25 protein-coding genes and 1 tRNA gene are annotated in these 22,871 nt (G+C 67.1%); 11 read left to right on the top strand and 15 right to left on the bottom strand.

Annotated elements, in window-relative coordinates:
* The first annotated feature begins 136 nt into the window (after positions 1-136).
* Positions 137-3,304 (top strand): multicopper oxidase family protein, encoded by a 3,168-nt coding sequence (locus ACFQS9_RS08450; protein WP_378403474.1) that lies wholly within the window; start codon positions 137-139, stop codon positions 3,302-3,304.
* Positions 3,305-3,535: 231 nt separating this feature from the next.
* The gene (locus ACFQS9_RS08445) at positions 3,536-5,368 is read left to right on the top strand and encodes a DUF7380 domain-containing protein (RefSeq protein ID WP_378403472.1); all 1,833 of its coding nucleotides are present in this window, start codon (positions 3,536-3,538) and stop codon (positions 5,366-5,368) included.
* Positions 5,369-5,479: 111 nt separating this feature from the next.
* Here the strand turns inward: ACFQS9_RS08445 and ACFQS9_RS08440 are convergent, their stop codons facing one another.
* Positions 5,480-6,418: a helix-turn-helix transcriptional regulator gene (locus ACFQS9_RS08440; RefSeq protein ID WP_378403471.1), complete on the bottom strand. Its 939-nt coding sequence runs from the start codon at positions 6,416-6,418 to the stop codon at positions 5,480-5,482.
* 111 nt (positions 6,419-6,529) lie between these two features.
* Here ACFQS9_RS08440 and ACFQS9_RS08435 point away from each other — a divergent pair, with 111 nt between their 5' ends.
* Positions 6,530-6,943 carry a VOC family protein gene (locus ACFQS9_RS08435; RefSeq protein ID WP_378403469.1) on the top strand — a complete coding sequence of 138 codons (414 nt, stop codon included), beginning with the start codon at positions 6,530-6,532 and terminating at the stop codon, positions 6,941-6,943.
* Position 6,944: 1 nt separating this feature from the next.
* On the top strand, positions 6,945-7,526 hold the full coding sequence (locus ACFQS9_RS08430) for a YdeI/OmpD-associated family protein (protein ID WP_378403467.1): 582 nt from the start codon (positions 6,945-6,947) through the stop codon (positions 7,524-7,526).
* A 17-nt stretch (positions 7,527-7,543) separates the two neighbouring features.
* On the opposite strand, the gene ACFQS9_RS08425 is transcribed toward ACFQS9_RS08430, so the two are convergent.
* The 8 genes from ACFQS9_RS08425 to ACFQS9_RS08390 are packed head-to-tail and all read right to left on the bottom strand — an operon-like array spanning position 7,544 to position 14,499.
* Positions 7,544-8,038, bottom strand: coding sequence for a Clp protease N-terminal domain-containing protein (locus tag ACFQS9_RS08425; RefSeq protein WP_378403466.1), 495 nt, complete (start codon positions 8,036-8,038; stop codon positions 7,544-7,546).
* Between the two features lie 3 nt (positions 8,039-8,041).
* The gene (locus ACFQS9_RS08420; protein WP_378403465.1) at positions 8,042-8,260 is read right to left on the bottom strand and encodes a hypothetical protein; all 219 of its coding nucleotides are present in this window, start codon (positions 8,258-8,260) and stop codon (positions 8,042-8,044) included.
* Positions 8,261-8,318: 58 nt separating this feature from the next.
* On the bottom strand, positions 8,319-8,726 hold the full coding sequence (locus tag ACFQS9_RS08415; protein WP_378403463.1) for a nuclear transport factor 2 family protein: 408 nt from the start codon (positions 8,724-8,726) through the stop codon (positions 8,319-8,321).
* 23 nt (positions 8,727-8,749) lie between these two features.
* Entirely contained in the window at positions 8,750-9,310 is a 561-nt protein-coding gene (locus ACFQS9_RS08410; protein WP_378403461.1) for a dihydrofolate reductase family protein, read from the bottom strand.
* Positions 9,311-9,341: 31 nt separating this feature from the next.
* The gene (locus ACFQS9_RS08405) at positions 9,342-9,932 is read right to left on the bottom strand and encodes a PepSY domain-containing protein (RefSeq protein WP_378403459.1); all 591 of its coding nucleotides are present in this window, start codon (positions 9,930-9,932) and stop codon (positions 9,342-9,344) included.
* A 38-nt stretch (positions 9,933-9,970) separates the two neighbouring features.
* A complete protein-coding gene (locus ACFQS9_RS08400) occupies positions 9,971-10,942 on the bottom strand; it encodes an antibiotic biosynthesis monooxygenase (protein ID WP_378403458.1) in 972 nt (323 codons plus the stop codon).
* A gap of 9 nt (positions 10,943-10,951) precedes the next feature.
* Positions 10,952-13,678 (bottom strand): molybdopterin-dependent oxidoreductase, encoded by a 2,727-nt coding sequence (locus ACFQS9_RS08395; protein ID WP_378403456.1) that lies wholly within the window; start codon positions 13,676-13,678, stop codon positions 10,952-10,954.
* Entirely contained in the window at positions 13,675-14,499 is an 825-nt protein-coding gene (locus ACFQS9_RS08390; RefSeq protein WP_378403454.1) for an FAD binding domain-containing protein, read from the bottom strand. Before ACFQS9_RS08390 ends, ACFQS9_RS08395 begins: the two co-directional genes overlap by 4 nt.
* A 126-nt stretch (positions 14,500-14,625) precedes the next feature.
* Here ACFQS9_RS08390 and ACFQS9_RS08385 point away from each other — a divergent pair.
* Positions 14,626-14,700, top strand: a tRNA-Thr gene (locus tag ACFQS9_RS08385).
* A 56-nt stretch (positions 14,701-14,756) separates the two neighbouring features.
* On the opposite strand, the gene ACFQS9_RS08380 is transcribed toward ACFQS9_RS08385, so the two are convergent.
* Positions 14,757-15,170, bottom strand: coding sequence for a tyrosine-type recombinase/integrase (locus ACFQS9_RS08380; protein ID WP_378403452.1), 414 nt, complete (start codon positions 15,168-15,170; stop codon positions 14,757-14,759).
* 261 nt (positions 15,171-15,431) lie between these two features.
* Here ACFQS9_RS08380 and ACFQS9_RS08375 point away from each other — a divergent pair, with 261 nt between their 5' ends.
* Positions 15,432-15,647: an HNH endonuclease signature motif containing protein gene (locus ACFQS9_RS08375; RefSeq protein ID WP_378403450.1), complete on the top strand. Its 216-nt coding sequence runs from the start codon at positions 15,432-15,434 to the stop codon at positions 15,645-15,647.
* A 230-nt stretch (positions 15,648-15,877) separates the two neighbouring features.
* Here ACFQS9_RS08375 and ACFQS9_RS08370 read toward each other — a convergent pair whose 3' ends face one another.
* Complete coding sequence (locus ACFQS9_RS08370; protein ID WP_378403448.1) at positions 15,878-16,477, bottom strand: hypothetical protein; 600 nt, start codon at positions 16,475-16,477, stop codon at positions 15,878-15,880.
* Positions 16,478-16,681: 204 nt separating this feature from the next.
* Here ACFQS9_RS08370 and ACFQS9_RS08365 point away from each other — a divergent pair, with 204 nt between their 5' ends.
* The 5 genes from ACFQS9_RS08365 (at position 16,682) to ACFQS9_RS08345 (ending at position 20,187) form a co-directional block, all read left to right on the top strand.
* Positions 16,682-17,170 carry a hypothetical protein gene (locus tag ACFQS9_RS08365; RefSeq protein WP_378403446.1) on the top strand — a complete coding sequence of 163 codons (489 nt, stop codon included), beginning with the start codon at positions 16,682-16,684 and terminating at the stop codon, positions 17,168-17,170.
* Entirely contained in the window at positions 17,167-17,421 is a 255-nt protein-coding gene (locus tag ACFQS9_RS08360; protein ID WP_378403444.1) for a hypothetical protein, read from the top strand. The genes ACFQS9_RS08365 and ACFQS9_RS08360 overlap by 4 nt, the downstream gene beginning before the upstream one ends.
* On the top strand, positions 17,418-18,116 hold the full coding sequence (locus tag ACFQS9_RS08355; RefSeq protein WP_378403442.1) for a hypothetical protein: 699 nt from the start codon (positions 17,418-17,420) through the stop codon (positions 18,114-18,116). The genes ACFQS9_RS08360 and ACFQS9_RS08355 overlap by 4 nt, the downstream gene beginning before the upstream one ends.
* Positions 18,117-18,128: 12 nt before the next feature.
* Entirely contained in the window at positions 18,129-19,013 is an 885-nt protein-coding gene (locus tag ACFQS9_RS08350) for a hypothetical protein (protein ID WP_378403441.1), read from the top strand.
* Between the two features lie 295 nt (positions 19,014-19,308).
* Positions 19,309-20,187, top strand: a complete 879-nt coding sequence (locus ACFQS9_RS08345; RefSeq protein WP_378403439.1) for a hypothetical protein — start codon at positions 19,309-19,311, stop codon at positions 20,185-20,187.
* Positions 20,188-20,490: 303 nt separating this feature from the next.
* Here the strand turns inward: ACFQS9_RS08345 and ACFQS9_RS08340 are convergent, their stop codons facing one another.
* From ACFQS9_RS08340 to ACFQS9_RS08325, 4 genes are all read right to left on the bottom strand, one after another.
* Positions 20,491-20,652, bottom strand: a complete 162-nt coding sequence (locus tag ACFQS9_RS08340; protein ID WP_378403438.1) for a hypothetical protein — start codon at positions 20,650-20,652, stop codon at positions 20,491-20,493.
* Positions 20,653-20,713: 61 nt separating this feature from the next.
* Entirely contained in the window at positions 20,714-20,884 is a 171-nt protein-coding gene (locus ACFQS9_RS08335; RefSeq protein ID WP_378403436.1) for a hypothetical protein, read from the bottom strand.
* Positions 20,885-21,203: 319 nt separating this feature from the next.
* Positions 21,204-21,683: a hypothetical protein gene (locus ACFQS9_RS08330; RefSeq protein WP_378403434.1), complete on the bottom strand. Its 480-nt coding sequence runs from the start codon at positions 21,681-21,683 to the stop codon at positions 21,204-21,206.
* A gap of 253 nt (positions 21,684-21,936) precedes the next feature.
* Positions 21,937-22,836 carry a pentapeptide repeat-containing protein gene (locus ACFQS9_RS08325; protein WP_378403432.1) on the bottom strand — a complete coding sequence of 300 codons (900 nt, stop codon included), beginning with the start codon at positions 22,834-22,836 and terminating at the stop codon, positions 21,937-21,939.
* Positions 22,837-22,871: the final 35 nt, after the last annotated feature.

Raw genomic sequence — 22,871 nt, 5'->3', positions numbered from 1 at the left:
TATCGGTTTCGGGCCGTGGAGGGCGTGCAAGGGCGAGCACCGTTTCGTGTACGGCCTCCGAGGTGGCGAACTAGGCTTTTGAGGCGCTGACGCTCGAGCGCCGGTGGCGTCATTCGTTCCGGAACGGGGCAGCGACATGGTCGCGAATCGTAGAGGGCCGATTTCCGTCGTCGCGTGCGTCGCGGTCACATTGCTGCTGGTCCTGGGCTCGTGCGCGTTCGACGAGGCCTCGCGGCCGGGTGGCAATGCCGGTCCGGACGGCGCCCCCGTCGCCTACCGGGAGCCGGTGCGGCTCTCGAGCGAGGACGGCGTCCTCGAGGTGCGGCTGTCCGCGCACCAGGGGACGGTCGCCCTGGACACCGCCACGGCACCGGTGTCGAACTTCCTGCTCTTCGGCTACGAGCTCATCCGGGGGACGGCCTCGAACGGCGAGGCGGTGGGCGACGACCTCTACCCGGCGCCGACGCTGCGGGTCGATCCGGGCGAGCGCCTGATCATCCACTACGACAACGACCTGCGGGGCCTGACGATCGAGGACCTCAACGATCCCGCCTTCACGCCGGCCGGCGGCGACGTGCCGATCTACCCGTCGTCGCTGGAGTCGGTGCCGCTGAACCTGCACACCCACGGCGTGCACGTGAGCCCGGACGGCAACGCCGACAACGTGCTGCTCGACATCCCCGCCGGGATGGGCAACCGCTACGACTACGCGGTCCCGGAGGACATGCCCAACGGGATGTACTGGTACCACAGTCACCGCCACACCCTCACCGCGCAGCAGACGTACCTGGGGCTCGCCGGCCTGCTGGAGATCGGCCGGCCGGACGGCAACCTGCCGCTGGTCACGCAGAACGAGATCCCGATCCGGAACATGGCGCTGCAGTACAACTTCGTCTTCGACCGCAAGGGCAGCGGACACCAGCTGAACAACCCGTACTGGTCGCAGTGGGTGAGCACGCTGAAGCCCCCGGAGGGCTCGCAGCTCGCCGATGGCACCTACCGGCCGAGCCTGGCCCCGGTGAACTTCTCGGAGACAACGAAGGGCGCGCAGTACGTCACCAACTGGTACTCGGGGCCGCTCTCGCCCGCCAACCACCGCGGACAGAACCAGTTCGTGCCGGGCAACCTGCAGTCCTTCGCCGGCGAGTCGACCATGATCCCCGCGGACCCGGCGCTGCCGGACAACGAGCGCGACGTGCAGTTCACGATCAACGGTCAGTTCCAGCCCGAGCTGAAACTCAAGCCCGGCCAGACGGAGATCTGGGTGCTGGCCAACATCAGCGACATCGCCTACCTGCCGCTCCGGCTCACCGAGACCGCGACGGGCGCGCACCCGAAGTTCGCGATCGTGGGGCAGGACGGCAATCCCTACTCCGAGGTGCACCCACCGGTCGACGGCGACGGCACCCGGCTCGTCATCCCGCCCGGGTCCCGCTATGCGATCGCGGTGACCATGCCGAAGGCCGGAGACCTCGTGCTCGACATGCCGCCGCTGGAGGGCGCCGAGACAGTCACCAACCCCGGCGTGCTCTACACCAACGACGGCACCGACGACCCGCCCGCCGAGCTGGGCACCGTGACCGTCGACCCGTCGGTGATCAGCTACGCGGACGGGTTCTTCACCTTCCCCACGCAGACGCTCCTGCGGGTGACCCCCGACGGCGGCCAGGGGCGGACCACGCCCTTCGAGTTCGGTCAGAAGCTCGGCGCCTACACCTCTTTCGTGGACACGGCGGCCATGCCGGTCGCAGTGCGACGTGAGCTGAAGGTCACGGGCGGCTTCGGCAACGAGAAGGCCAGCAACAGCGACCCGAAGGCCTTCACCTACGAGTTCGACGACAACACCTTCCCGAACATCCCGCTGATCCAGCCGCGGCTGAACTCGGTGGAGGAGTGGTCGATCACGAATCTCAACAACGACGAGCACCCGATGCACATCCACGTCAACGACTTCCAGGTGATGGAGGTCGTGGATCCGGTGGCGGGCACCAGGACCGGCGTGCAGCCGTGGGGCCTGGACAACGTCAACGTCCCGGCGCCGGTGACCGACGAGAACGAGAACGCCCTCGAGCCGGCCTCCGTGACGCTGCGGACCAAGTTCACCGGGTACACCGGCACCTTCGTGATCCACTGCCACCGGCTCAACCACGAGGACAACGGGCTGATGGCGTTGGTCAGCGTGATCCCGGAGGTGTCGGCCTATGCGGTCGCGGTGCCCGGTTCACCGGGCAGGCCCGCGACGGTGCGGGTCTTCGACGGGACGGGCGACCGTTCGCTCGCGACGGTCACCCCGTTCCCGTCGTTCGAGGGCACCCCGACGGTGGCGATGGCCGACGTGAACGGCGACATGGTGCTCGACCTGGTGGCCGGGACGGGGGAGGGCACGGCGCCGGAGGTGACGGCCTTTGCCGGCGGCGCGTTCGACACGGAGCTGGCGCGGTTCGCCCCGTTCGACGCCGACTTCCGCGGCGGGGTGAACGTCGCGGGGGTGGACATCGATGGAAACGCCTTGGCCGACAACATCATCGTGGGCACGGGTCCGGGCGTCGAGTCGCGGGTGACGGTGTACTCCTCGGCGCTGCCCGCCCGGAAGGGGGAGGCCCCCGAGGTGTTCTCGACCTTCACGCCGTACCCGGGGTCGCGGGCCGGGGTCGCCGTCGCGACCGGCATGGTGGACGCCGCCTCCGGCCGGGCCAGCATCGTGACGGCCCCGGGGCCGGGGGAGGAGCCGAGGGTGAAGACCTTCCGCTACGACCTGTTCCACCCGACCGCCGCCGCGGCACGCATGAGTGGGCACGGCGGGCACGGCGGCGGCACGGTCGCGAGCGACGACGGCACCGAAGGGCCGCGGATGACGGCGGAGTTCCTGGCCTTCGACGAGTCCTACCGCGGCGGCGTCTCGCTCTCGACGGGCTGGGTGGCCGGCGCCGAGGGCGGCGCGAAGAGCGTCATCACCGGGATGGCAGGCGGGGCGGGCACGGTGCGCGTCTGGTCGAGCGGCTCACGCCTCGACGGGGCACCCGGCGTGTACCTGGAGAGCCCCGACCACCACTCGGGCACCGTCGATCTCGCACAGATCGCCTCGTTCGAGCCGTTCCCGGGCGGCGGCGTGCGGGTGGCCACCACCAGCACCACGACGGGCGCGGACCTGCTCGTCAGCGGCACGGGACCGGCCGGGGCCGAGGTGCGCAAGTTCGGGCTGGGCCGGGCGGACCCGCAGTCGACGACGCTGGTGCCCACGGTGGTGGGAACGCTGCCTTCGATACTTAGTGTGGCAGGGACGGCTACGTTGGGCGGCAGGTAGTTTCGCAGCTCGCCAAGAAGTGGGTTGCCGCACCTCCCTGGCAGATCTGTTCGGCTTGCTGCGCCGCCGTCAATGCGAACGAGTCGCACAGAACGCCCAGGCCACGACATCCGTGTTCCAGCGGAGCTGCGGTGCGGTTAGGAACGTCGATGATTTCGGTGTATCCCTCCGGGAAGGCCTACACCGCTCGTCTTGCACACTGTCAGCACCTATCGCCACAGAAGGGGAAGCATGGGAGACGAAGACGCCAGTCGTGAGGAACCCGTCGTCGAACCAGAACAACGGGATCTCGCTTGGTACGCAGCTACCCTGGACGAGGTAGCCTCGAAAGAGAGCCGCTATTTGACGGTTCTGGAATTTCGAAGAAGGCTAGGGTACGCCGGACTTGGAGATATTCCAGACGATGCTCCAGATCTCGCTAGAGCAGCGTCGTGGGCTTTTGAGTACCATGTCGATATTACCGAAGTTGATGGTTCGCGGCGCGCGCGAATCGTCCCGAAACACGATTTTGGAGACCGGACCGATCCGCCCGAAGTGGCCGACATCGATCAGTCTATTATCGAAATCTGGCGAGGATTGCTCGAGAAAGTTAATTCTTCGTCCGCGCGCGCACGACTTGCGCACCTTCTCTTTGAGCGGAAGGAGGGCAAACCAATAGATTTTGCGCACGTGGCCGTATCTTCTTACCTTGAGTCCGCTGAGCATTGGGGGGAAGGTCTTGATGCGCTGCACGATCTTCGGGTTGCGACCAGAATCGCCAGGGCGATCAACGACAGTGCAAGCGTCGATAAATCGCTTGCCCGCACCCTCGATCTGGCGCAGAAGCATCTGGACGAGGAGGATCCCCCCGCCGGGGTGGTGCTAGGTGCTCTGGAACATGCAATCGGTGAGCCGTCTTGCCCGGACCGGGTCGATTCGATTCTCGAAGCCGCGACAAGTGCATGGTCGGATGCGAATCGAATCGATCAATCTCTGAGTCTTCTACTTCGTCGGTGTAATGATGATTCGTGTAGGAAAGCTGTGTGGGTACGGCGTGTGGAAGCGTTTGTCGATGAAGCTGAATCTGCCGAATCGGCGATTATGCGCGCAACGCGACGTGAACAAGCGCTCGAACTTGCTGAGCAATCTGGGGATAATGAATTGCGGAAACGGGCCGCCGTGCTCCTGCAAGACGTTCGCAATGAGACCCTCGAATTCATTCAAATATCAACGTCTTCGCTCCGGTATGAAGAGGAAGTGAAAGCTGTCCGCGACTCGTTTATTGTTGGAGATAACTGGTCGCAGGCTTTGGTTTCATATGGGCTCGCGGGCCCATTGTCTGGAGATCTTGCGTTCAATACTAACCTCGTTCAGTCGATCCATAATGAGCATCCTCTCACTTCGCTATTTCCGACGCAGTTGATGGGTCCTGATAACATGCCCATCCTAACCGCAACAACCCCGGAGGAGAAGTTTGAATATGACCTAGCGCGGCATGAAGTCCAAATGATCAGCAGCTATATTCGTCCACTCGTTTCCGCGTTTCATGAGATCCCAAACCGGTTCGGCGTTCCGAAGACGGGCGAGTTGAAGGGATTCCTTGAAACTTGGCCAGGTATTCCGCAGGGAGTAGTCGGAAGTATCGTCCGCGCTATGCAACGGGCATGGTCGGGTGACGGGGAAGGTGCGGCGTATACGCTCCTTCCTAGGATTGAAGCTCAGATTCGCGAAAATATCCTGCAAGTTGGACAGGGGATGTACCGACTGCAGAAAACCCATTCGCCGGGGCAATATCCCGGGCTCGGTGCAATGCTTCCGATATTCGGGGAGAACTACCAAATTGGCGAATCGCGCCTTCGATTCCTTAAGACCACGCTGACGTATAGCGGAGGACTAAATCTTCGCAACGTCATGCTCCACGGGCTCCAAGGGGATGGAAGAAACATCGCGGAAGCAGCGCTTCTGATTCACTCCGCCCTCATGATTGGATCAGTCGGCCCAATTGCAAGCGATCCGGTCGCAGACGAGTCGAATGGCGATGGCGCCAGCGCAGAATCGGAGAGTTCTGCCGGTAGGAAGGCCTAGGAAAGCGCCGCTTACCTGCGGGCGATCGGTGGAGGATGCCGATCGAAAAGGTGGTGCGCAGTTTGGCGTCGCGCCGACAAGCTGAGTTCTGTGTGGCCGTCGAGCTCCGTATCAGTAGCGGCTGGCGAGCTCGAACCCGATTCGCGCCAGCTCGCCCCGCACCGACTCCGGTTCGAGCACCTCCACCGCCGCGCCCCAGCCGGCGAGGTTGCGGGCGATGTCCAGCGGGGTCGGGGCGGCGAGGCGCACCCGGGTGCGGCCGTCATCGGACTCGCCGTCGGTGTGGCAGTGCCTGCCGAAATGGTCGCGCAGGATCGGCACGAACCGGGCCTCGATGAGCACGGTGGCCCACGTGCGTGAGCGGCGCTCCTCCATCTTCCCGACCACCTCCTCCCAGGCGGCGGCGAGCTCGAAATCGTCGGGGCGGTCGGCGGGTTGATCCGTCGCCGCGGCCTCGGCGATCCGGTCCGCGCGGAAGGTGCGCTGGCCGCGGTCGGTCCCGGCGATCAGGTACCAGATGTCGTCCTTGTCGACCAGGCCCCACGGGGCGACCAGCCGTTCGGACCGTTCCCTGGCGCCGTTGACGTAGGTGAGCCGGACCTTCCGGCGGCGGACCACCGCGGACTGCAACAGGTCCACCATCTCGGGCCGTCGGCGATCGCGCTCGCCCCAGCGGGTCGGGTCGATCATGGTGGCGTCGGCGGCGGCCTCCGCGTCGGCCCGGAAGGTCTGCGGGAGCGCCCGGACCAGTTTGCGCAGCGCGGCCTTGGCCTCGCCGGAGACCGCCGCGGCCGGGCCGACGAGCAGGAACAGGGCCTGCGCCTCGGTGGCGGACAGGCCGGACAGGTCGGTGCGGGCGCCGCCGACCAGCGACCAGCCGCCGCCGCGTCCGGCCTGCGGGTACACCGGGATGCCCGCCGCGGACAGTGCCTCCAGGTCGCGGCGGGCGGTGGCCACGGACACCTCGAGCTCCTCGGCGAGCTCGGCGGCGGTCACCCGGCCGCGGGACTGCATGAGCAGGAGGGTGGCGACGAGACGGTCTGCGCGCATGTTTTCAGTTTCCCCGAAAAAGTGCTCAGTTGATGAGCACTTTGGGCGGCAGGATGGCTTTTGTCACCAACCGAACGAGCGTCACCCACCCAACGAGGGAAGGAACCACCGATGTTGCGAGGACTCACCACCGTCAGCTTCTTCGCCGACGATGTCGCGGCAGCCCAGGCCTGGTACACCGAGGTGCTCGGCATCCCGCCGTACTTCGCGCGTGAGATCGGCGGGGCCACCGCGTACGTCGAGTTCCGCATCGGCGACTTCCAGCACGAGCTCGGCATCATCGACGCGCGGTTCGCGCCGCACGCCCGCACGGACGAGCCCGCCGGCCAGGTGACCTACTGGCACGTCGACGACGTCCAGGCGAGCTTCGATCGACTGCTCGCGTTGGGCGCCACCGTGCACGACAAGCCGACCGAGCGCGGACCCGGATTCGTCAACGCCTCCGTCGTCGACCCGTTCGGGAACATCCTCGGCGTCATGTACAACCAGCACTACCTCGACATCCTCGGCTCCAAGGAGGCGTGAGATGACCGCCGACGTCACCACCTTCGCCCCGAGCAGCGTCGCCGACTGGCGCGAGTGGCTGGCACGGAACAGCCGGTCCGAGAAGGAGATCTGGCTGATCATCCACCACAAGGACAGCGGCACCCCGAGCCCGCGCTACCACGAGGCCATCGAGCAGGCCCTCTGCTTCGGCTGGATCGACGGCCTGCACCGCAAGCACGACGCGGACAGTTCGCGGCTCCGGTTCACCCCACGGAATCCGCGCAGCACGTGGAGCAGGGTGAACCGGGAGCGCGCGGCGAGCATGATCGATCAGGGCCTGATGACCGCGCACGGCCAGGCCCTGATCGACGTGGCCAAGGCCACGGGCACCTGGCAGGTCGTGCCCGACGGCGATGCCGCGCCCGACGACCTGCGGGAACCGCTGTACCGAAACGAGGCCGCGCGCAAGAACTTCGAGAGCTTCCCGCCGTCCTCGAAGCGGTTGATCCTGGAGTGGATCGCGACGGCGAAGCGGCCGGAGACGCGACAGCGCCGCATCGACCGGACGGTCGCGCTCGCCGCGCAGAACCTCCGCGCCAATCACCCCGGCGTGCGGGCCTGATCGCCGCCGGGATTGCGTCAGCCCTGCGATCGCGCGGACGCGGCCAGGCGTGTCCGGTCGATGCCCAGCTGCGCCAATGCCCGTGCGGCGGTGCCGTGTTCGAGTTCGGCGACGGCGGCGACCACGTCCGCCCCGCGGATCGGCCGGCGTGCCGCCTTGGCCGTTGCCGTCGCGTCCCGGAATGCGGCCTGCGCCGGTTCCGTCAGCCGGAGCGGGCCGGTCCTGGGCCGATCGAGTGGGCTGGCGGGTGCACCGCGGCCGCCGGCGTCGCTCACCCCCGCCGCCGTGAGGGCGTCCTCGTGGACGCGGGTGATCGCCTCCCGGAGCCCGTCCCGCGACACGCCCTCTCCCTCGAAGGCGCGCTGCGCCGACCCGTCGGTCAGCGACAGGGCGGCGAGGAGCAGGTGTTCGGCTCCGGGTTCGTGATCGCCGAGCCGGTCCGCCTCGGCCTCGGTCTGCGCGAACAGCTGCTTCATCGTGCGCATGTCACGCAGTGCGCGAGCGATTCCCATCGTCTACCCCTTGTCTGTGTGGCGGTTGGTTCGCCGTGCTCGTGGTGGGCCCAGGCGCTTGTGTGCGGCCTGGCCGGAGATGCCGAGCGCCAGCCCGATCTGCGCCCACGTCCAACCGGCGGCCAGGGCCCGTTCGACGGCTTCGATCTCGAGCTGATCCGCCCGCCGTCGCAGCGCGACCACCGACGCGAAGGCCTCATCTGGACTCTCACTCACACTCATCAACTTAGGTTGATGAGTGGGTGCCGTCAACCTTTGTTGATGGAGTCGTGAGTCTGCATCACTGCTCGCCCTCGGCGGGCTCACGGGCCGCCGTGATGTGGGTCAGCACGCACAGCCAACGGTCGTCGCGTCGGACGAACACGTCCGACGTCCATTCGTCGGCGTCGAACCGTTGGCCCGCATCGTGGGCGGTGTTCGTCACCCGCGCCGTGAACACGGCTGTGTCACCGTAGATCCGGACCCTCGCCCCGCTGGCCCGGTCCATGGCGGAATGGGTCAACTCGCCCGATCTGACGAGGTCCAGGAACTGCGCTCTCGATGCGATTCCCGACTCGGAGGCGATCACCCAGTCGTCCGCCATGTAGGCGGCGATCCGTTCGGCATCGTTGGAAACGATCGCCTCGTACCAGTCGTCGCAGATCGTGACGAGTTCCGCCCCGGCGTCCGCGATCAGGTCGTCGTCCATGGAATGCTCCGTCCTCTGCTGTTTCAGGCCCTGCCGTAACGCGAGTAGGTGACGCCACAGCGGAAGGCCTTCGCGTCGAGCAGTGCCAGTTCCGGTAACTCGAACCCGTCGGGGAACAACCGGCGGCCCCGGCCCTGCACGACCGGGTACATGAACAGCCGATACTCGTCGACCAGTCCCGCCTCGATCAGGGTGTGGCACAGCATGATGCTGCCGGTGACCACGATGTCTTTGCCCGGCTGCATCTTCAGCGCGCGGACCTCCTCGGCGGGATCGCCGGAGAGGACCGTCGAGTTCTGCCACTGGGGGTCGGTCATGGTCGAGGAGACGACATACTTCTGCACCCGGTTGAGGTAGTCGGTGATCCCCGTGGCGTCGTCGGACTGGTCGGGCCAGTATCCGCGAAGGTCCTCGAAAGTGCGCCGGCCCACCAGAAACCCGTCGGCATCACGGTCTTGGCGGTGCAACTCCTCGAGCAGATCGGAATTGTCCAGCCCGGCCTGACCTTGGGGATCGAACCAATCTCCCAGCATCTCGATCGAGCCGTCGACGGTGATGTTCTGCGTGATCGCCAGCGTACGCATCGGTGCTCCTCGCCCTCGGCGCCCGTGCGTCTCAGTTGTCGGGCACCACCGCGCCGGTGGCGGCATCCACGTTCACGTCGTAGTCCCAGCCCTTGTCGTTGCGGATGTGGACGTGCCACACCGCCTTGCCGTCGTGCTGTGCGGATTCGGACGAGACGACCGTGCCGCCGGGAACGGTCGCGAGGGCGGTCTGCTCGGCCTGTTCCTTGGTGACCGTCGCCGGTGCGTTCGGCGCGGCGGGCGTCGTCGTGCGGTCGTCCTCGTCGCGGTCGTCCTGGTCTCGGTCCACCACGACGCCGGTGGCGGCGTCGACGTCCACGTCGTAGTCCCAGCCCTTGTCGTTGCGAATGTGGACATGCCACACCGCCTTGCCATCGTGCTGTGCTGTTTCCGACGAGACGACCGTGCCGCCGGGAACGGTCGCGAGGGCGGTCTGTTCGGCCTGTTCCTTGGTCACCGCCGTCGTCGGCGCCGGACCCGTCGCCACGGGTGCGGTCGTCATCGCCGCGGTCGTGGTCGTCGGGGTGGTGTCATCGCCGTCCGAGCCGCATCCGGCCAGCAGCAGGGTCGACGCCAGGGCAAGGGGGATCAGGCTCGCGCCTCGCACCATTCTCGCGTTCATCGTGGTTCCTCGATTCCGTCGAAGGGTGAACTCCTCGGTCAGGGCAGCGTCCAGAACTGTCTCGTCACGAGATAGAAGACGACGGCCCAGAACATGATGGCCCCCGCGACGATGGCGATGCCCCGGAGATTCGTGCTCGTCTCCGGCGTGTCCGCGGGTGGCCGCAGCCAGTTCTTCAGCAGCGGGTTCACGTAGTACGGCATCGTCACGAAGGTCATGGTGAAGCTGGACAACAGGTTTCCGATGAGCAGGCCGAGCCAGAGCGGCATCTTGAGCGGGGAGAGCGCCAGAGCGAGCAGGACGATGGTGGGGTAGAGGCCGACCCAGACGGCGACGGAAGTCTTCACGTCGGACGGGGGCGGCGTCTCGTTGCCCTTCTCGTCGAAGGCGAACCAGCTGCCGAACGAGTTGTCGACCGTGCGGGAGGAGAACTCGTGGAACCTCTCGCCCTCGGCGAGGAGTTGCTGGCGGGTGTGGGAGGTGAGCCACGTGAAGAGGTTGGCGGCGTTGTCGTACCGGTACAGCGCGGTCCACTCGTCCTGCACGCCCTCGATGGGGCGGAAGAGCTCGGTGCCGCGGAATCCCTCGAATTTGCGTTCCGCCGCCCGCATCCGGTCCTGCCACTCGAGGAAGCCGTCGATGTTCTCGGGCTTGACGCGGTGCGTCACGACGACGGTCACGAGCTGATCGGTCGGCCGCGATCCGCCGGTGATGACCTGCTGGGTGGAGGGGCCCTCGAGGTAGTGCTGCCCCCGGTCGAGCCAGTCCTGGCGGGTGCCGCTGTTGATCCAGGCCTGGACGTTGGCGACGGAGTCGAACCGGTAGATCACCACCCAATCGGGCTGCACCGCGGTGGGTGCGGTGATCTGGGCGCCGAGGAACCCGGCGTAGTGCGATGCGGCGACATTGATCTCCTCCTGCCAGGCCTTGTACGCCCCCTCCGATCCGGGGCGCACCCGCTGGCCGATGATGACCGTCGCGGTGTCGCCGGCGCGTTCCCCGGTCTCCATGCCGCCTCCCTACGCGCGCACCGAGGCTGTGCCGGTGCGGGATTCGACGATTCGGCGGTAGATGCGCTCGGGCGTGAGCGGCAGCGACCGATAACGCACCCCCGTCGCGTCCTCGACGGCATTGGCCAAGGCCGGCGCCACCGGGTTGATGCAGCACTCGGCCATGCCCTTCGCGCGCATCGGCCCGACCGAGTCCGTCGACTCGACCAGCAGCACCTCGGTGCGGGGGACGTCGGCGTAGGTGGGGATGCGGTAGTTGCGCAGGTTCGGGTTGGTCATCACGCCGTCGCCGTCGACGTGGAAGTTCTCGGTCAGCACGAATCCGAGCCCCTGCGCGACACCGCCCTCGATCTGCCCGCGCACCTGAGCCGGGTTGATGATCACCCCGGCGTCGGTGGCCTGGACGCTGCGGAGGATGCGGATCTCGCCGGTGACCCGGTGCACCGCGACCCGGAAGCCGTGGGTGTTGGACACGACGCTGCGCGGGGACCCGTACGCCTTGCGGGCGGCGGTGAACCGGATGCCGCGGGCGCGGGCGGCCGCGACGAGCTCGGAGAGCGGCACTCGGACGCCGCCGCAGGCCACGGCGTCGTCGTCCATCGCGCAGGCCGCGACCTCGACCCCCGCGTGCGCGGCGGCGAAGGCGAGGATCCGGTCGCGCAGGGCGTTCGACGCCCGCAGCACGGCGTTGCCGGCGACGGACAGGCCCGCGCTGGCGAACGCGCCGGTGTCGAAGCCCGTTCGGTCGGTGTCGGACTGGATCAGGCGCACCCGCGAGGGGGTGGTCCCGAGCTGGTTCGCCGCGATCTGCACGTGCGCGGTCGGGGTTCCCTCTCCGAATTCCACTGTGCCGACGGCGAGCTCGTAGATGCCGTCGTCGCCGAGCGTCGCCCACGCCTCCGAGACGTGATCGGTCGGCGGCGCGGTCTCGTGCAACGAGCTCGCGGTCCCGGTCCCGACGAGCCAGTCCCCGCCGGGTGGCGGCTCGGAGCCGCCGCGGCGCAGGGCGTCGTCGACGAGGTCGATGCACCGCCCGACGCCATCCTCGGCGAACACCACGTCGTCGGGCCCGTCCTCGAACGCGACCAGGGAGTCGCCGGGCCGCACGATGTTGCGGCGGCGCAGCTCGAGCGGATCCATGCCGAGCGCGACCGCCAGCTCGCCCATGGCAGATTCGACCGCGAAGGCGGGCTGGGTCATGCCGTAGCCGCGCAGCGCCCCGCTCGGCACGGTGTTGGTGTACACCGAGTAGGCGTCGAACTTCTTGTTCGGGCAGCGATAGAGCATGACCGCCGCACCGCCGGCGAAAAGTGTTTCACCCCCGTGGTTTCCGTAGGCGCCGGTGTTCGAGACGTTGCGGACCTGCATCGCGGTGAGGGTGCCGTCGGACCGGGCGCCGAGCCGGACCGTGAGTTTCATGGGGTGCCGGGGCGAGGCGGTGGTGAACTCCTCCTCGCGGGTGTACTCGAAACAGACCGGCCGCCCGGTGTCGAGGGCGGCGAGGGCGGCGAGGTCCTCCGAGATCACCTCTTGCTTGCCGCCGAACGCGCCGCCCACCCGCATGCAGAACACCCGCAGCTGGTCGGGGCGTAGGTCGAACAGGTGCGAGAGCTTGACCTTCGCGATGGACGGCGACTGCGAGCTGGTGCGCACGTGCAGGCGGCCGTCCGCCATCCACGCGATGGAGCCGTGCGTCTCCAGGTGCGCGTGCTGCACCCGCGGCGAGAAGTAGGTGCCCTCGTGGATCACGTCGGCCTGGGCGAACCCGGCCTCGACGTCGCCGACGTGCCCGTGCAGCTCGAGCAGGATGTTGTGCACGGGATCGCGCACGAACGGATCGTCGGAGCCGTGCAGCTGGGGGGCGCCGTCGGCCATCGCCTGCTCCGGGTCGAACACGGCGGGCAGCGGCTCGTACTCGACCACCACCCGGCGGCAGCCCTCCTCGGCGGCGCCCACCGTGTCGGCCAGCACCGCGACCACCCGCTGGCCGACGAAGCGCACCGTGTCGTCGAGGATGTAGGTGTCGTCCGGGTCGACGAGATGGTCGGTGTGGATGGCGGTGGTGAAGCGCTTGCGGGGGACGTCCTGCCAGGTGTAGACGCGGTGCACGCCCGGAACGGCGAGCGCGGCGGTCCTGTCGATCGAGACGATGCGGGCGTGCGCGTGCGGCGAGTGCAGCACCTTCAGGTGCAGCAGGCCCTCGATCTCGGTGTCCATCGTGAACTCGGCGCGGCCGGTGACCACGTCGGTGGCGGCGGGGGTGCCGACGCTGGTCCCGACGGCCCGGCCGGGGAGCGCGTCCTCGATCCCGGTGACGCCGTTGATGGCGTCCTCGATCGCCCGGTAGCCGGTGCAGCGGCAGAGGTTGCCCTTGAGCGCGCGGGGCAGGTCCTGTTTCTGGGCGTCGGTGAACGTTGCCGCCGTCATGATCATGCCGGCGGTGCAGAAGCCGCACTGGAAGCCGGGGGCGTCGCGGAACTGCCGTTGCAGCGGGTGCAGGTCCTCGGCGGAGCCGAGCCCCTCGATCGTGGTCACCTCGTGGCCCTCGGCGCGGAACGCCGGGGTGATGCAGCCGTGCACCGGGGAGCCGTCGAGCCACACCGTGCAGGCGCCGCAATCGCCTGCGTCGCAACCCTTCTTGACGCCGTGGTGGCCGAGCTCGCGCAGGTAGGTCCGCAGGCACTGGCCCGGTCGCGGCTCCGCGTCGAAGGACCTCCCGTTCACGGTGTACGTCATGCGCGGACTCCCGCGAACTCGACCCGGATCTCCTCGGCGAAGTGCCGCGCGAGGTGGAGGCGGTGCTCGGGGGTCCCGTTCGGGTCGTCGAACCACACGTCGTCCGGGAGGGCGTCGATGCGACCGCGCAGCGCCTCGGCGTCGGGCATCTCCTCGAACGTCAGTCGGATCGGGCGGGTGGTGCCGGCCGTGATGGTCAGTGCCAGGTCGGCGGAGGCGGGAGTCTGGGTGGCGACCATGAACAGGGTGGAGCGGCCCAGGCGGGTCAGAGCGAACCGCCGGTGGGTGTGGCGCTTGCGCAGCGCGGCCGCCGGGATGTCGATGCGCCGCAGGATCTCGCCGGGCGCGAGGACGTTGCGGTGATCGCCGGTGACGAAGTCCGCCGCAGCGACCGTGCGTTCGGAGCCGTCCGCCGCCCACAGCGTGTACGTCGCCTCCAGCGCGACGGTCATCGTGATCATCGGCCCGGCGGGCAGCGACATGCAGATGTTGCCGCCCACCGTCGCCGAGTTCCAGACCTTGAACGAGGCCAGAAACGCCTCACAGCTCGTCCTCAGCAGCGGTGCGGCCTGCCAATCGCCCTGCAGCGCAAGCTCATACAGGTCACGAATCGTGCACGTCGCGCCGATCTCGAGGCCGGCCTCGCTCGGCACCAGCGGGTCCCAGCCGAGCGCGGTGAGATCCACCAGCCGGCGCAGCTCGGGCTGCGGAACGGAGAACAACCACGTGCCCCCGGCCAGCCACGCGTCCCCGTCGCGCCACTGTGCGCCCGGCCGCTCGGGGGGCCTCCGCACGACCTCGGTGATGGTGCCCAGATCCATGGGACCGCTCCCGTCGGGGAAGGTGTCGTGCCAAACATACGCCGACCGGGTGGGCGCGGGTCGGCGTTTGAGGCACCGGGAGCCGATCGCGACCGCGCGGGTGGATATGATGGGCGCGCTTTGTTCGCCTCCTTAGCTCAGTGGTAGAGCACTCGCCTTGTAAGCGAAAGGTCGTCAGTTCAATCCTGACAGGGGGCTCCAGGAGTGGATGTACTCCGCTGCAGGTGAGGGCCATTTCTGGAATTCGGAAGTGGCCCTCATTGCACTTTTGCCCACATCTTGCCCACGCTCTCCTCGAGTCGTTTCGCCACGTCATCGAGATCGTCATCGAACAGATCTGCGTATACGTCGAGGGTCATCGCCGCCGACGCGTGCCCAAGCATCCGCTGCACGGCCTTCACATTCGCACCCGCCGAGATCGCGAGGCTGGTCGCTGTGTGGCGAAGGTCGTGGGCTGTCACCCGGGGAAAGACGAGGGTCGTAGGGTCGGTGTCCTCAAGCTCGCGCGTGGCCGCGGCCGCCCGCTGGCAGCGCGCCACGGCACCAGATAGCCATGAGCTGGTCGCGGACGGCGGCGCGAGGTGCCCGCCGTCTCGGGCCGGCCAGATGAGGTCCTCGCGGCCTTTCCCTCTGCAGGTGTCCGCTACTGAATCTGCGACGACCGCGGGCATCGGAACTGTCCGGTGGGTGTGACTCTTGAGGGTGCCGACGACGCAACGCGCGCGATCGGCGCGTCAGATGGTGGGCTCGATCTGGCTGTTCGTCGCGATCGTCCGCATGTTCCTCGGCTGGTCGCACTGATGCCAACCGCCCCGCCCCGCGCCTGCCCGAAGTGCAGGCGCGCGCACAGCAACCCGCGAGGTTGTCCGCGGTGCCGACCCACCTGGCAAGGGTCGGGCTGGCAAGGCGGCAGCACGCGGCGATGGCGGACGTTGCGCGCCAATCAGCTCGGGGCGCACCCGTTCTGCCAGTGGCCCGGATGCCCACGCCTCGCCGTTGACGTCGACCACATCGTCGGACTCACCTCTGGCGGAGAGAAGTACGATCCCGCCAACCTGCAGAGCCTGTGCAAGCCGCACCACGACGCGAAGACGCGGGCCGAGGCGCAGGCCGCCCGGCACTGCGACGACGACCCAGCCCCGTTCTGAGTAATGTCGCAGGTGGATAGGACGTCATCCCCTGCAAGCCGTTAAATGACCGGCCGACAGAACGCGGGGGCGGGCGTCCTATTCACATTCGCGGGAATGCGGGGTGGGGGGTCAGAATCTCTGGCCGCCCAGCAGGGGACACCGGCGCGGTAACTCTGTTTCTTCGCGCTCAGGTTTGGGCGCATGGGGGGGTATCGACTCGAAGGGGTTGCCCCGGTGGCCCAGCGCATTCACTCCGCCTCGGTCGCCTCGGTCGCCTCGGTCGCCTCGGTCGCCTCGGTCGCCGCGGTCGCCGCGGTCGCCGCGGCCGCGGCGGCAATGTCCTTCTCCAGTTGCCTCGCGTAACACCAGCCCACAATGACGCTCACTGCCAAAATCGCCATGCTGGCAAAACCGAGCAAGACTATGAAGATGCCGTCGCAGCCGGAGGCAGCCGGAAACTTCGCTGCAGCGAAGTTGGATGCCAACATGACCAATCCGAGGACGATGTATTGGATTATCCATTGTCGGCGAACGTCTTTTTGCGCTCGTTCTCTGTTGTATCCCCGTACCGGGGGGCCCTCCTCCGGCGGGTGGACCTCAAGATCGGCCATGAACCTGACGAGCTGGAAGATGTAGAGGTCCTGCGCAAGGATCAATAATGCCGCAGCCAGCGACAGTGCGGGGATCGCCCATACGATCGAGGCCACATCTTCATGCGCGCTACCTAGGCCGAGGAGTGTGCCGTCGAGGGCAAGGAAGCCAGCGACGATCGCGACCTTCGCTGTTATTCGAGCGGTGGTCTCGGTGTTTGCCGCCGCGAATCTCGCGTCGATGCTCAGACCGTCCATGGTCTAAGGATCGGACGAATCTCTCGGCCGAGGAGTGCTTTCGTCTACATCGACACCCATTCGTGCCTGTCAAGGCATCGGCCGACCTTGCCTGGGTGGATCAGCGATGAGCACTCCGTGTCTAAGTGCTCACGACGCACTCGGTCCACCGATGATTTGGGCAACGAACAGCTCCACCTTCGTTGACAACGATTGCGATTGTTCGTGGTCAGGACAGTTGTCGCACTGCAGGTCAGAGCGCCGGACCATGACAATTTCGATGACGATTCACAAGGGGGTCACCGTGCCTGGACCGGCCGCTGCGCCTCCGCGCTGAAACTGCTCGGCGGCCGCTGTGAGGGCCGCGACTCCGGCGGTCGCGTCGTCACGCCGCCGCCGGACGTCCGGCGCATCCCGCCCCGCGCGCTGGTGCACCGCATCGTCGAGTACCTCGCGAAGCGTCGCATCGCGGTCGTCGACGTCGGCGTGACCACGGTCAAGCTCTGGGCCACCGGTTACGGCCACGCGTCGAAGACCGCGGTGCTCGAGTCCATGCAGGCGCTCTGGCCGCATGCGGCGATCGGCGACAACGACAACAAGTCCGACGCGCTCGCGCTCGCGACGATCGGCGCGCAGCGACTGGGGTGGTACGAGCCTGAGCTGCCGCACCACCTCGAGCCGCGGGTGAGCTGGCCGGCGTGGGTGCGGGCATGAGCGCCATCGACTGCACGAACTGCGGCCGCGTCGTGGCCGATGGCTACGAGCTGTGCACGCTGTGCGCGGACAAGCTGTGCAAGGAGCTGCTCGCAGTGCCCGGGCTGATCTCCGACCTGACCGTCACCCGGGCCCGGCTCGACCGCATGAGCCGTGGCCGGGTGGGCGGCAAGAGCTCCGAGGCCGCGCTGCCCCGTGCGCCTCGACCGGTTCGACCAGCGGCCATCAGCGTCCGCTCGACCACCTCATGAGCGTCATCGGCACCTGGGCCCGGCTCGTGGCCGACCACACCGGCCAGACCGATGCGCTCGGCGATGCGCTCGCCGGCCGCGGGCTGCGCCAGCTCGTGCACAACATCCGGTCCCGCAGACTCGACCGGGCCGCGTTGTCAACCGAGGCCGCGCATGGTGTCGAGCTCGCCGCTGTGTGGCTCGCGGACTACAGCGGTGATATGCGCAGCGTGCCCTCTGCGGGGGTGATGTACGACGAGGTCACCGACGCGCTGGCATACGCCCGCCGAGCAGTGGATCGGATGCCTGAGCTCGCCTACAAGGGTCCGTGCCCGTACACCTGGGAAGGGGAGAGCGGCGAGGTGATGAAGTGCGGCGCCGACCTGTACGCCGAGCGCGGAGGCGACTGGGCGCGCTGCCGTTGGTGCGGGACACAGCACGACATTCGGCACCTCGACCGGGACATGTTGGCGCACATGCGCGAGCTGAACTACACGGTCGCCGAGCTCGTCACCATCCTGGGCGAACTCGGCACGAAGGTGAGCGCGGGCACGGTGTACTCGTGGGCGAACCGCCGGAAGCTCGAGCCGCGCGGTTGGCGGCGCAAGGACGCTTCAATCACTGACCACTGGATCCACCGCAACGACGTCGCGGTCTACCGGCTGGGGGATGCGATGGAGCTACTCGTGGTCGGCGCGCCGCACTGTGGCGCGTGACATGATGCCGAAATGTCTGAAACACCAATTGCGCCCGATTCACCTTCACCGAACTGCGCGCCGAAGACCGTGTTCGTCGTGTCGCCAATCGGGTCTCCCGGTACTCCCGAGGCCGTAAAGGCCAGCCAAACACTGGAGTACATCATCAGGCAGGCGTTGCCCGCTCCTGAATGGGAAGTCGTTCGAGCCGATGAGGAGGAAGATCCGGGCTCGATCACCCATATGGTCATTGAGCGAATTGTCAATTCGGACTTGATCGTCGCAGATCTGACCGACTACAACCCCAATGTCTTCTACGAGCTTGCTGTTGCCCATGGATACAAGAAGCCGGTCGTGACGCTCATGACTGACGGTCAGAAGCCGCCGTTCGACATTGTCGATCTCAGGACGGTTTTCTACGACCTCGCGAACCCCGAATCGGTTCACCGAGCGAAGATTCGTCTGGCCGCGTCCGCTAGGGCGGTCCTGGCGTCCGGAAGCACCCTGACAAATCCCCTCGTCGGCTACGCGCTCTTTTCCACAGCGGGCGGTCTGTCGGAAGCCACACCAACCGAGAAGGTTGAGTTCCTCCTCACTCAGGTGCTTGGACGGCTGACCCGCGTTGAAGGAGAGATTCGCGAGCTTGCGCCTCGTCCGACGGTGGCCGATGGGCACGGTTTGTCCGTCGCCGACCTTCTATCACGCCATGGTGATACTGTCCTGCCGTCCAACATAGATCGTCGACAGCGGGAAGTCCGCTACAACGTTCGCCGGACCCGCGCCAGGATTACCGAACTCCTTGGCGCCGCCGAGCTTACAGAGGACGAACGTACGGAGATTGCGGACCTCCGTCTCCGCCTGGACAGCCTGAAGGCCCGGGCTGAGAAGTACAACGTTGACTGGGATTCGATCGTCTAACACGCCGTAGTGTTGTGCGCACGTGCGAAACCCGCTGACCTGCATGCAAGATGTCAGTGCAGTGGGAGCCAGTGTGTCAACTCCACGGATTCCCCGCCGATGAGCCCTCGCTCGCGGCAACGTCACCCCATCCAGGTCCGGCCGACGGCGCGACCTGGAGTGTGGTCAGGTCCTCGACGCGCTCGACCTGGTTACGACCGCGCTGCAGCTGCTGCGCGCTTCGCGACAGGCCGTCCGCCCACACCTCCGCGCATATGATGCAGCCAGTGACTGTGGTCGTGCGATCATCGTGCCCATGTCGACCGAGCAATGCGCGCCCAAGTCTGTCTTCGTGATCTCGCCGATCGGTAGCCCGGGCACCGAGGTCCATGCGCAGGCGCAATTGGCGCTGAACTATGTGATCAGGAAGGCGCTTCCGGAGCCTGAATGGGACGTTGTCAGGGCCGATGAGGAGGCTTCGCCGGATTCGATCGGGCAGAGGGTCATTGACCGCGTGATTACGTCGGATCTGATTGTCGCCGACCTGACTGGTCACAATCCGAATGTCTTCTACGAGCTCGCAGTGGCGCATTGTTTCAAGAAGCCGGTGGTGTTGCTCAACGGTGATGGGAAGCCGTTGCCGTTCGACGTTACAGACCAACGGGCGATCTACTACACCCTCACGAATCCCGCTTCCGTCGATGAGGCACAGAAGAACCTGCTGCGGTCCGCGATCGCAGCGCTGGAGAAGCCTGAGGGGCTGGTAACGCCCCTGACGCAGTACGACGCGGTCCAGGCGATCTCGCAGAAGGCTGCAGATGGTGACCCGTCCGCATTGGCAGACATTCTCGAGGATCTCGGCGGACGGCTCGCTCGAATCGAGCGCAACCAGCGTGATCAAAGTCGAATGCTCGCCGGAGGTGCTGCCTCCGTTGAGCGGCCTCCCATTATCCGTGAGAAGTCACTTCACATCCTCGACGAGGAGGTGGATCGCATGGAAGTTGAGATTGCGGCCCTTCGTCGACTGATCTCCTCGGAGGAGGATGCCCGTAGCAGAGAAGAAAACATTGCCCTCGAAGCGGATCTGAATTCACTTGTAATGCGCCGCAATTCGCTCATTCAGGAGCTGAGGCGAGTGCGAGTAGCCGCCCCGAAGGAGGCCGCTAGGGCGGTCAACCGGATCGTCACGGGCTGAGCTGAGGGACGTGGAGCGGGCCGGCGCTTCCCTCGCCGGCCCGCACCCTCGACCCTAGCAACTATCGAACGGCTGTGCGAATGGTTCGATGCTGGGGGCATGGCTGTGCACGTCGAGCCCGCGCCGACCCAATGCCCGACCAGGCACCGCCTCAGCCCGCGCCGGCGCCTGGTCGGCTGGGAGCAATGCGGATGCGCCGACGCCCGTCGAGGCGGGCACCGAACGCACTACTGCCGCACGTGTGAGTCACCATCCGAACCCCGCCGTGCGCCGGGGCGGCGCCGCAGCGGGACGGTGGGCGGACTAGTCCCGCAGATCCGTTCGCGCGCCGCGGCCCGGACGCTCCGCGTTCCATTCGTCGATCGTCTCCGCCAGCCACCCGCGCGTCGTGCCGCGGGGGAGGCTCCCGTCCTCGTTGATCGGGCCGATGATCGCGTCAGGCGGCGGCAGCTTGTACCGGCTCATCGCGCCATCTGTCACGCCGATCCGCTGGGCGAACTGGGCCCGAGATAGGTAGACGCGCGGCCTACGCATGGCGGTGTCGCCCTGCCTGCCAGTCGCTGACGCCGGCGATCGCCACCCAGGCGACACACAGCGATCCGACCTCGAGCCCGGATCGTCCATTCGCGGCCGCAAGTCCGATCCCGGCGCCGAGCGTGACAAGGCCTGCCACGGCGAAACCCTCTCCCTTGCTCATTGCGTTGTCCGTCCTATGGTGGGAATATCGGCCGGTGGAGCGGGGATGCGTCCTACATCCCCCGCTCTGTCACTTCCGGTGCTTCCCCTTGCGGGGCGGCTTGCGGAGTTGCAATCAGATCCCGAAGGCGCTGAGTGTGAGACCCGCAATGGAGAGTGGCCTATCCGACCATTCCACACCATCTCCTCTCTGGAGTTGTATCCATGACTTTACACGAAGAAGAATCATGGTGTAACACTTTGAAAGTGTAAAGTTGGATGCGAGACACAATGTGCTGCAACGAGAAATGCCCCGACAGTCGGGGCGTTTCTCGTCTGAGCTAGCCGGAGATGACCTCCCAGCGCGCCTGCTCCGCTTCAACGGACGGGAGCCCGTTCCAGAGGTGCATCTTGAAGTCGCAGTCCTTCACCTTGACGTCATTGACGGCCTGGCCGCCCTCGACCTGGTAGCTCTGGACCCACATAGCCTCCGTTGTGGGCCCGAGGGGCGAGACCTTCACGGCCTTCACGAGGTTGGTGGCGAGCGGGCGAAGCTGGTCCGCGGTAGTGACACTCGGTGCGCACACGTCGACTGCGACACCGACGCCGCCGTCCATCGTCGTAACCCGGCCGCCGACGATCGTTGCCCCGTTCGGCAATGAAACAGGCGCGACCGCGGCCGCGAGGTCGGTGTTCTCGATGGGCTTCGCGGTGGGACAAGCTGCGGGCGATGCAGTTTCGGCGGCGTCGCTGGTGCTTGACGAGCAGCCAGCAAACAGGAGCACGGCCGGGAGGGCGAGCGCTGCGAGGGTTCGCTTCATGCTCGTATCCAAACCAGACCGACTGCAATTGAGGCCTCCGAGCGGGCAAAGCGACCGTGGTGGAGTAGGTCCTCCTGCCCACGTTCTGCCCACACTCGTCGACTTGGTCGCGTGCAATCGAGTGCCTACGAGAACGCTATTCGCCTGGTCAACGGATCATCTTGACAGAAACCCGCAGCGTATGACGGGTCAGCAAGGGGAGTTCAATCCTGACAGGGGGCTCCACGACCCCCGGTGTGTCCGTCACCGGGAGTCATCGACTCCGCGGCGCCCTGCGTCGCCGCTGCGCACCCCGCGGCAAGCGGCGGTCGGAGACCGGCCGGGTTGCGGACTCGCCCCAGTGCGGCGGCACCGCCAGCGCGGCGGGCAGGCGAGTGGACGCGTCGCCCTTCGCGGCATTGACCTGGAACTGGGTCAGGAAGATGCTCCCGGACAGGTCCGCGCCCCGCAGGTCAGCGCCACGGAAGTCGGCTCCGATGAGGTCGGACGACCGCAGGTCGGCCTGTCGCAGGTCCGCGCCGATCAGGTACGCCCCGCGCAGGTTCGCGCCGCGCAGGTTCGCGCCCCGCAGCTTGGCGCCGATGAGGTCGGCGCCCCGGTGTTCCCTCTTACGGCCCGGCACCGCCCCGCGAACCAGCTCGCTGACCTGCAACAGCAGCCCGTTCACGGCCTGGCGGTGGAGATCGACGTCGGTCCGGGCGACCGACTCGGCGTCACCGTCGGTTAGCTGCACCGTCCGATCCCAGGCGTCGCGGAGTTCGTCCCGCAGCGGCTCGGCCGCCGCGGTCGCCAGCGACTCGTTCAGGTACCAGAGCAGCTCGTGCAGCTGCCGCATGATCGGAAAGACCTCGAACATCGCGCCGGCCCCGGCCGGGTCCCGCCGCCAGTCGCGGCCGTCGAAGGTCTGCTGGGACACCTTCTGGCCGGCGCCGAAGCAGTCGTAGACGGTGCAGCCCGTGAACCCCCGGTGCCGGAGGTCGGTGTGGATCCCGCACCGGAAGTCGTCCAGGAGGTTGGTGCAGGGCGTGCCGCCGGCCTTGTCGACGGCGAAATCCGCGGACCTCGCGAACGGCAGCGCGACGCAGCACAGCGCGAAACAGTTCCGGCAATCGGCCTGCAGGCTCGTCGGCGGATGGAGGTGGTTTTCGGGCACGAACGGTGATCCCTCGGTTGCGTGATTTCCCGCGA

Origin of the sequence: Rhodococcus daqingensis (assembly GCF_042665615.1) — a bacterium.
GTDB lineage: Bacteria > Actinomycetota > Actinomycetes > Mycobacteriales > Mycobacteriaceae > Rhodococcus_G > Rhodococcus_G daqingensis.
This window is presented reverse-complemented; position numbering and strand designations above follow the sequence as displayed.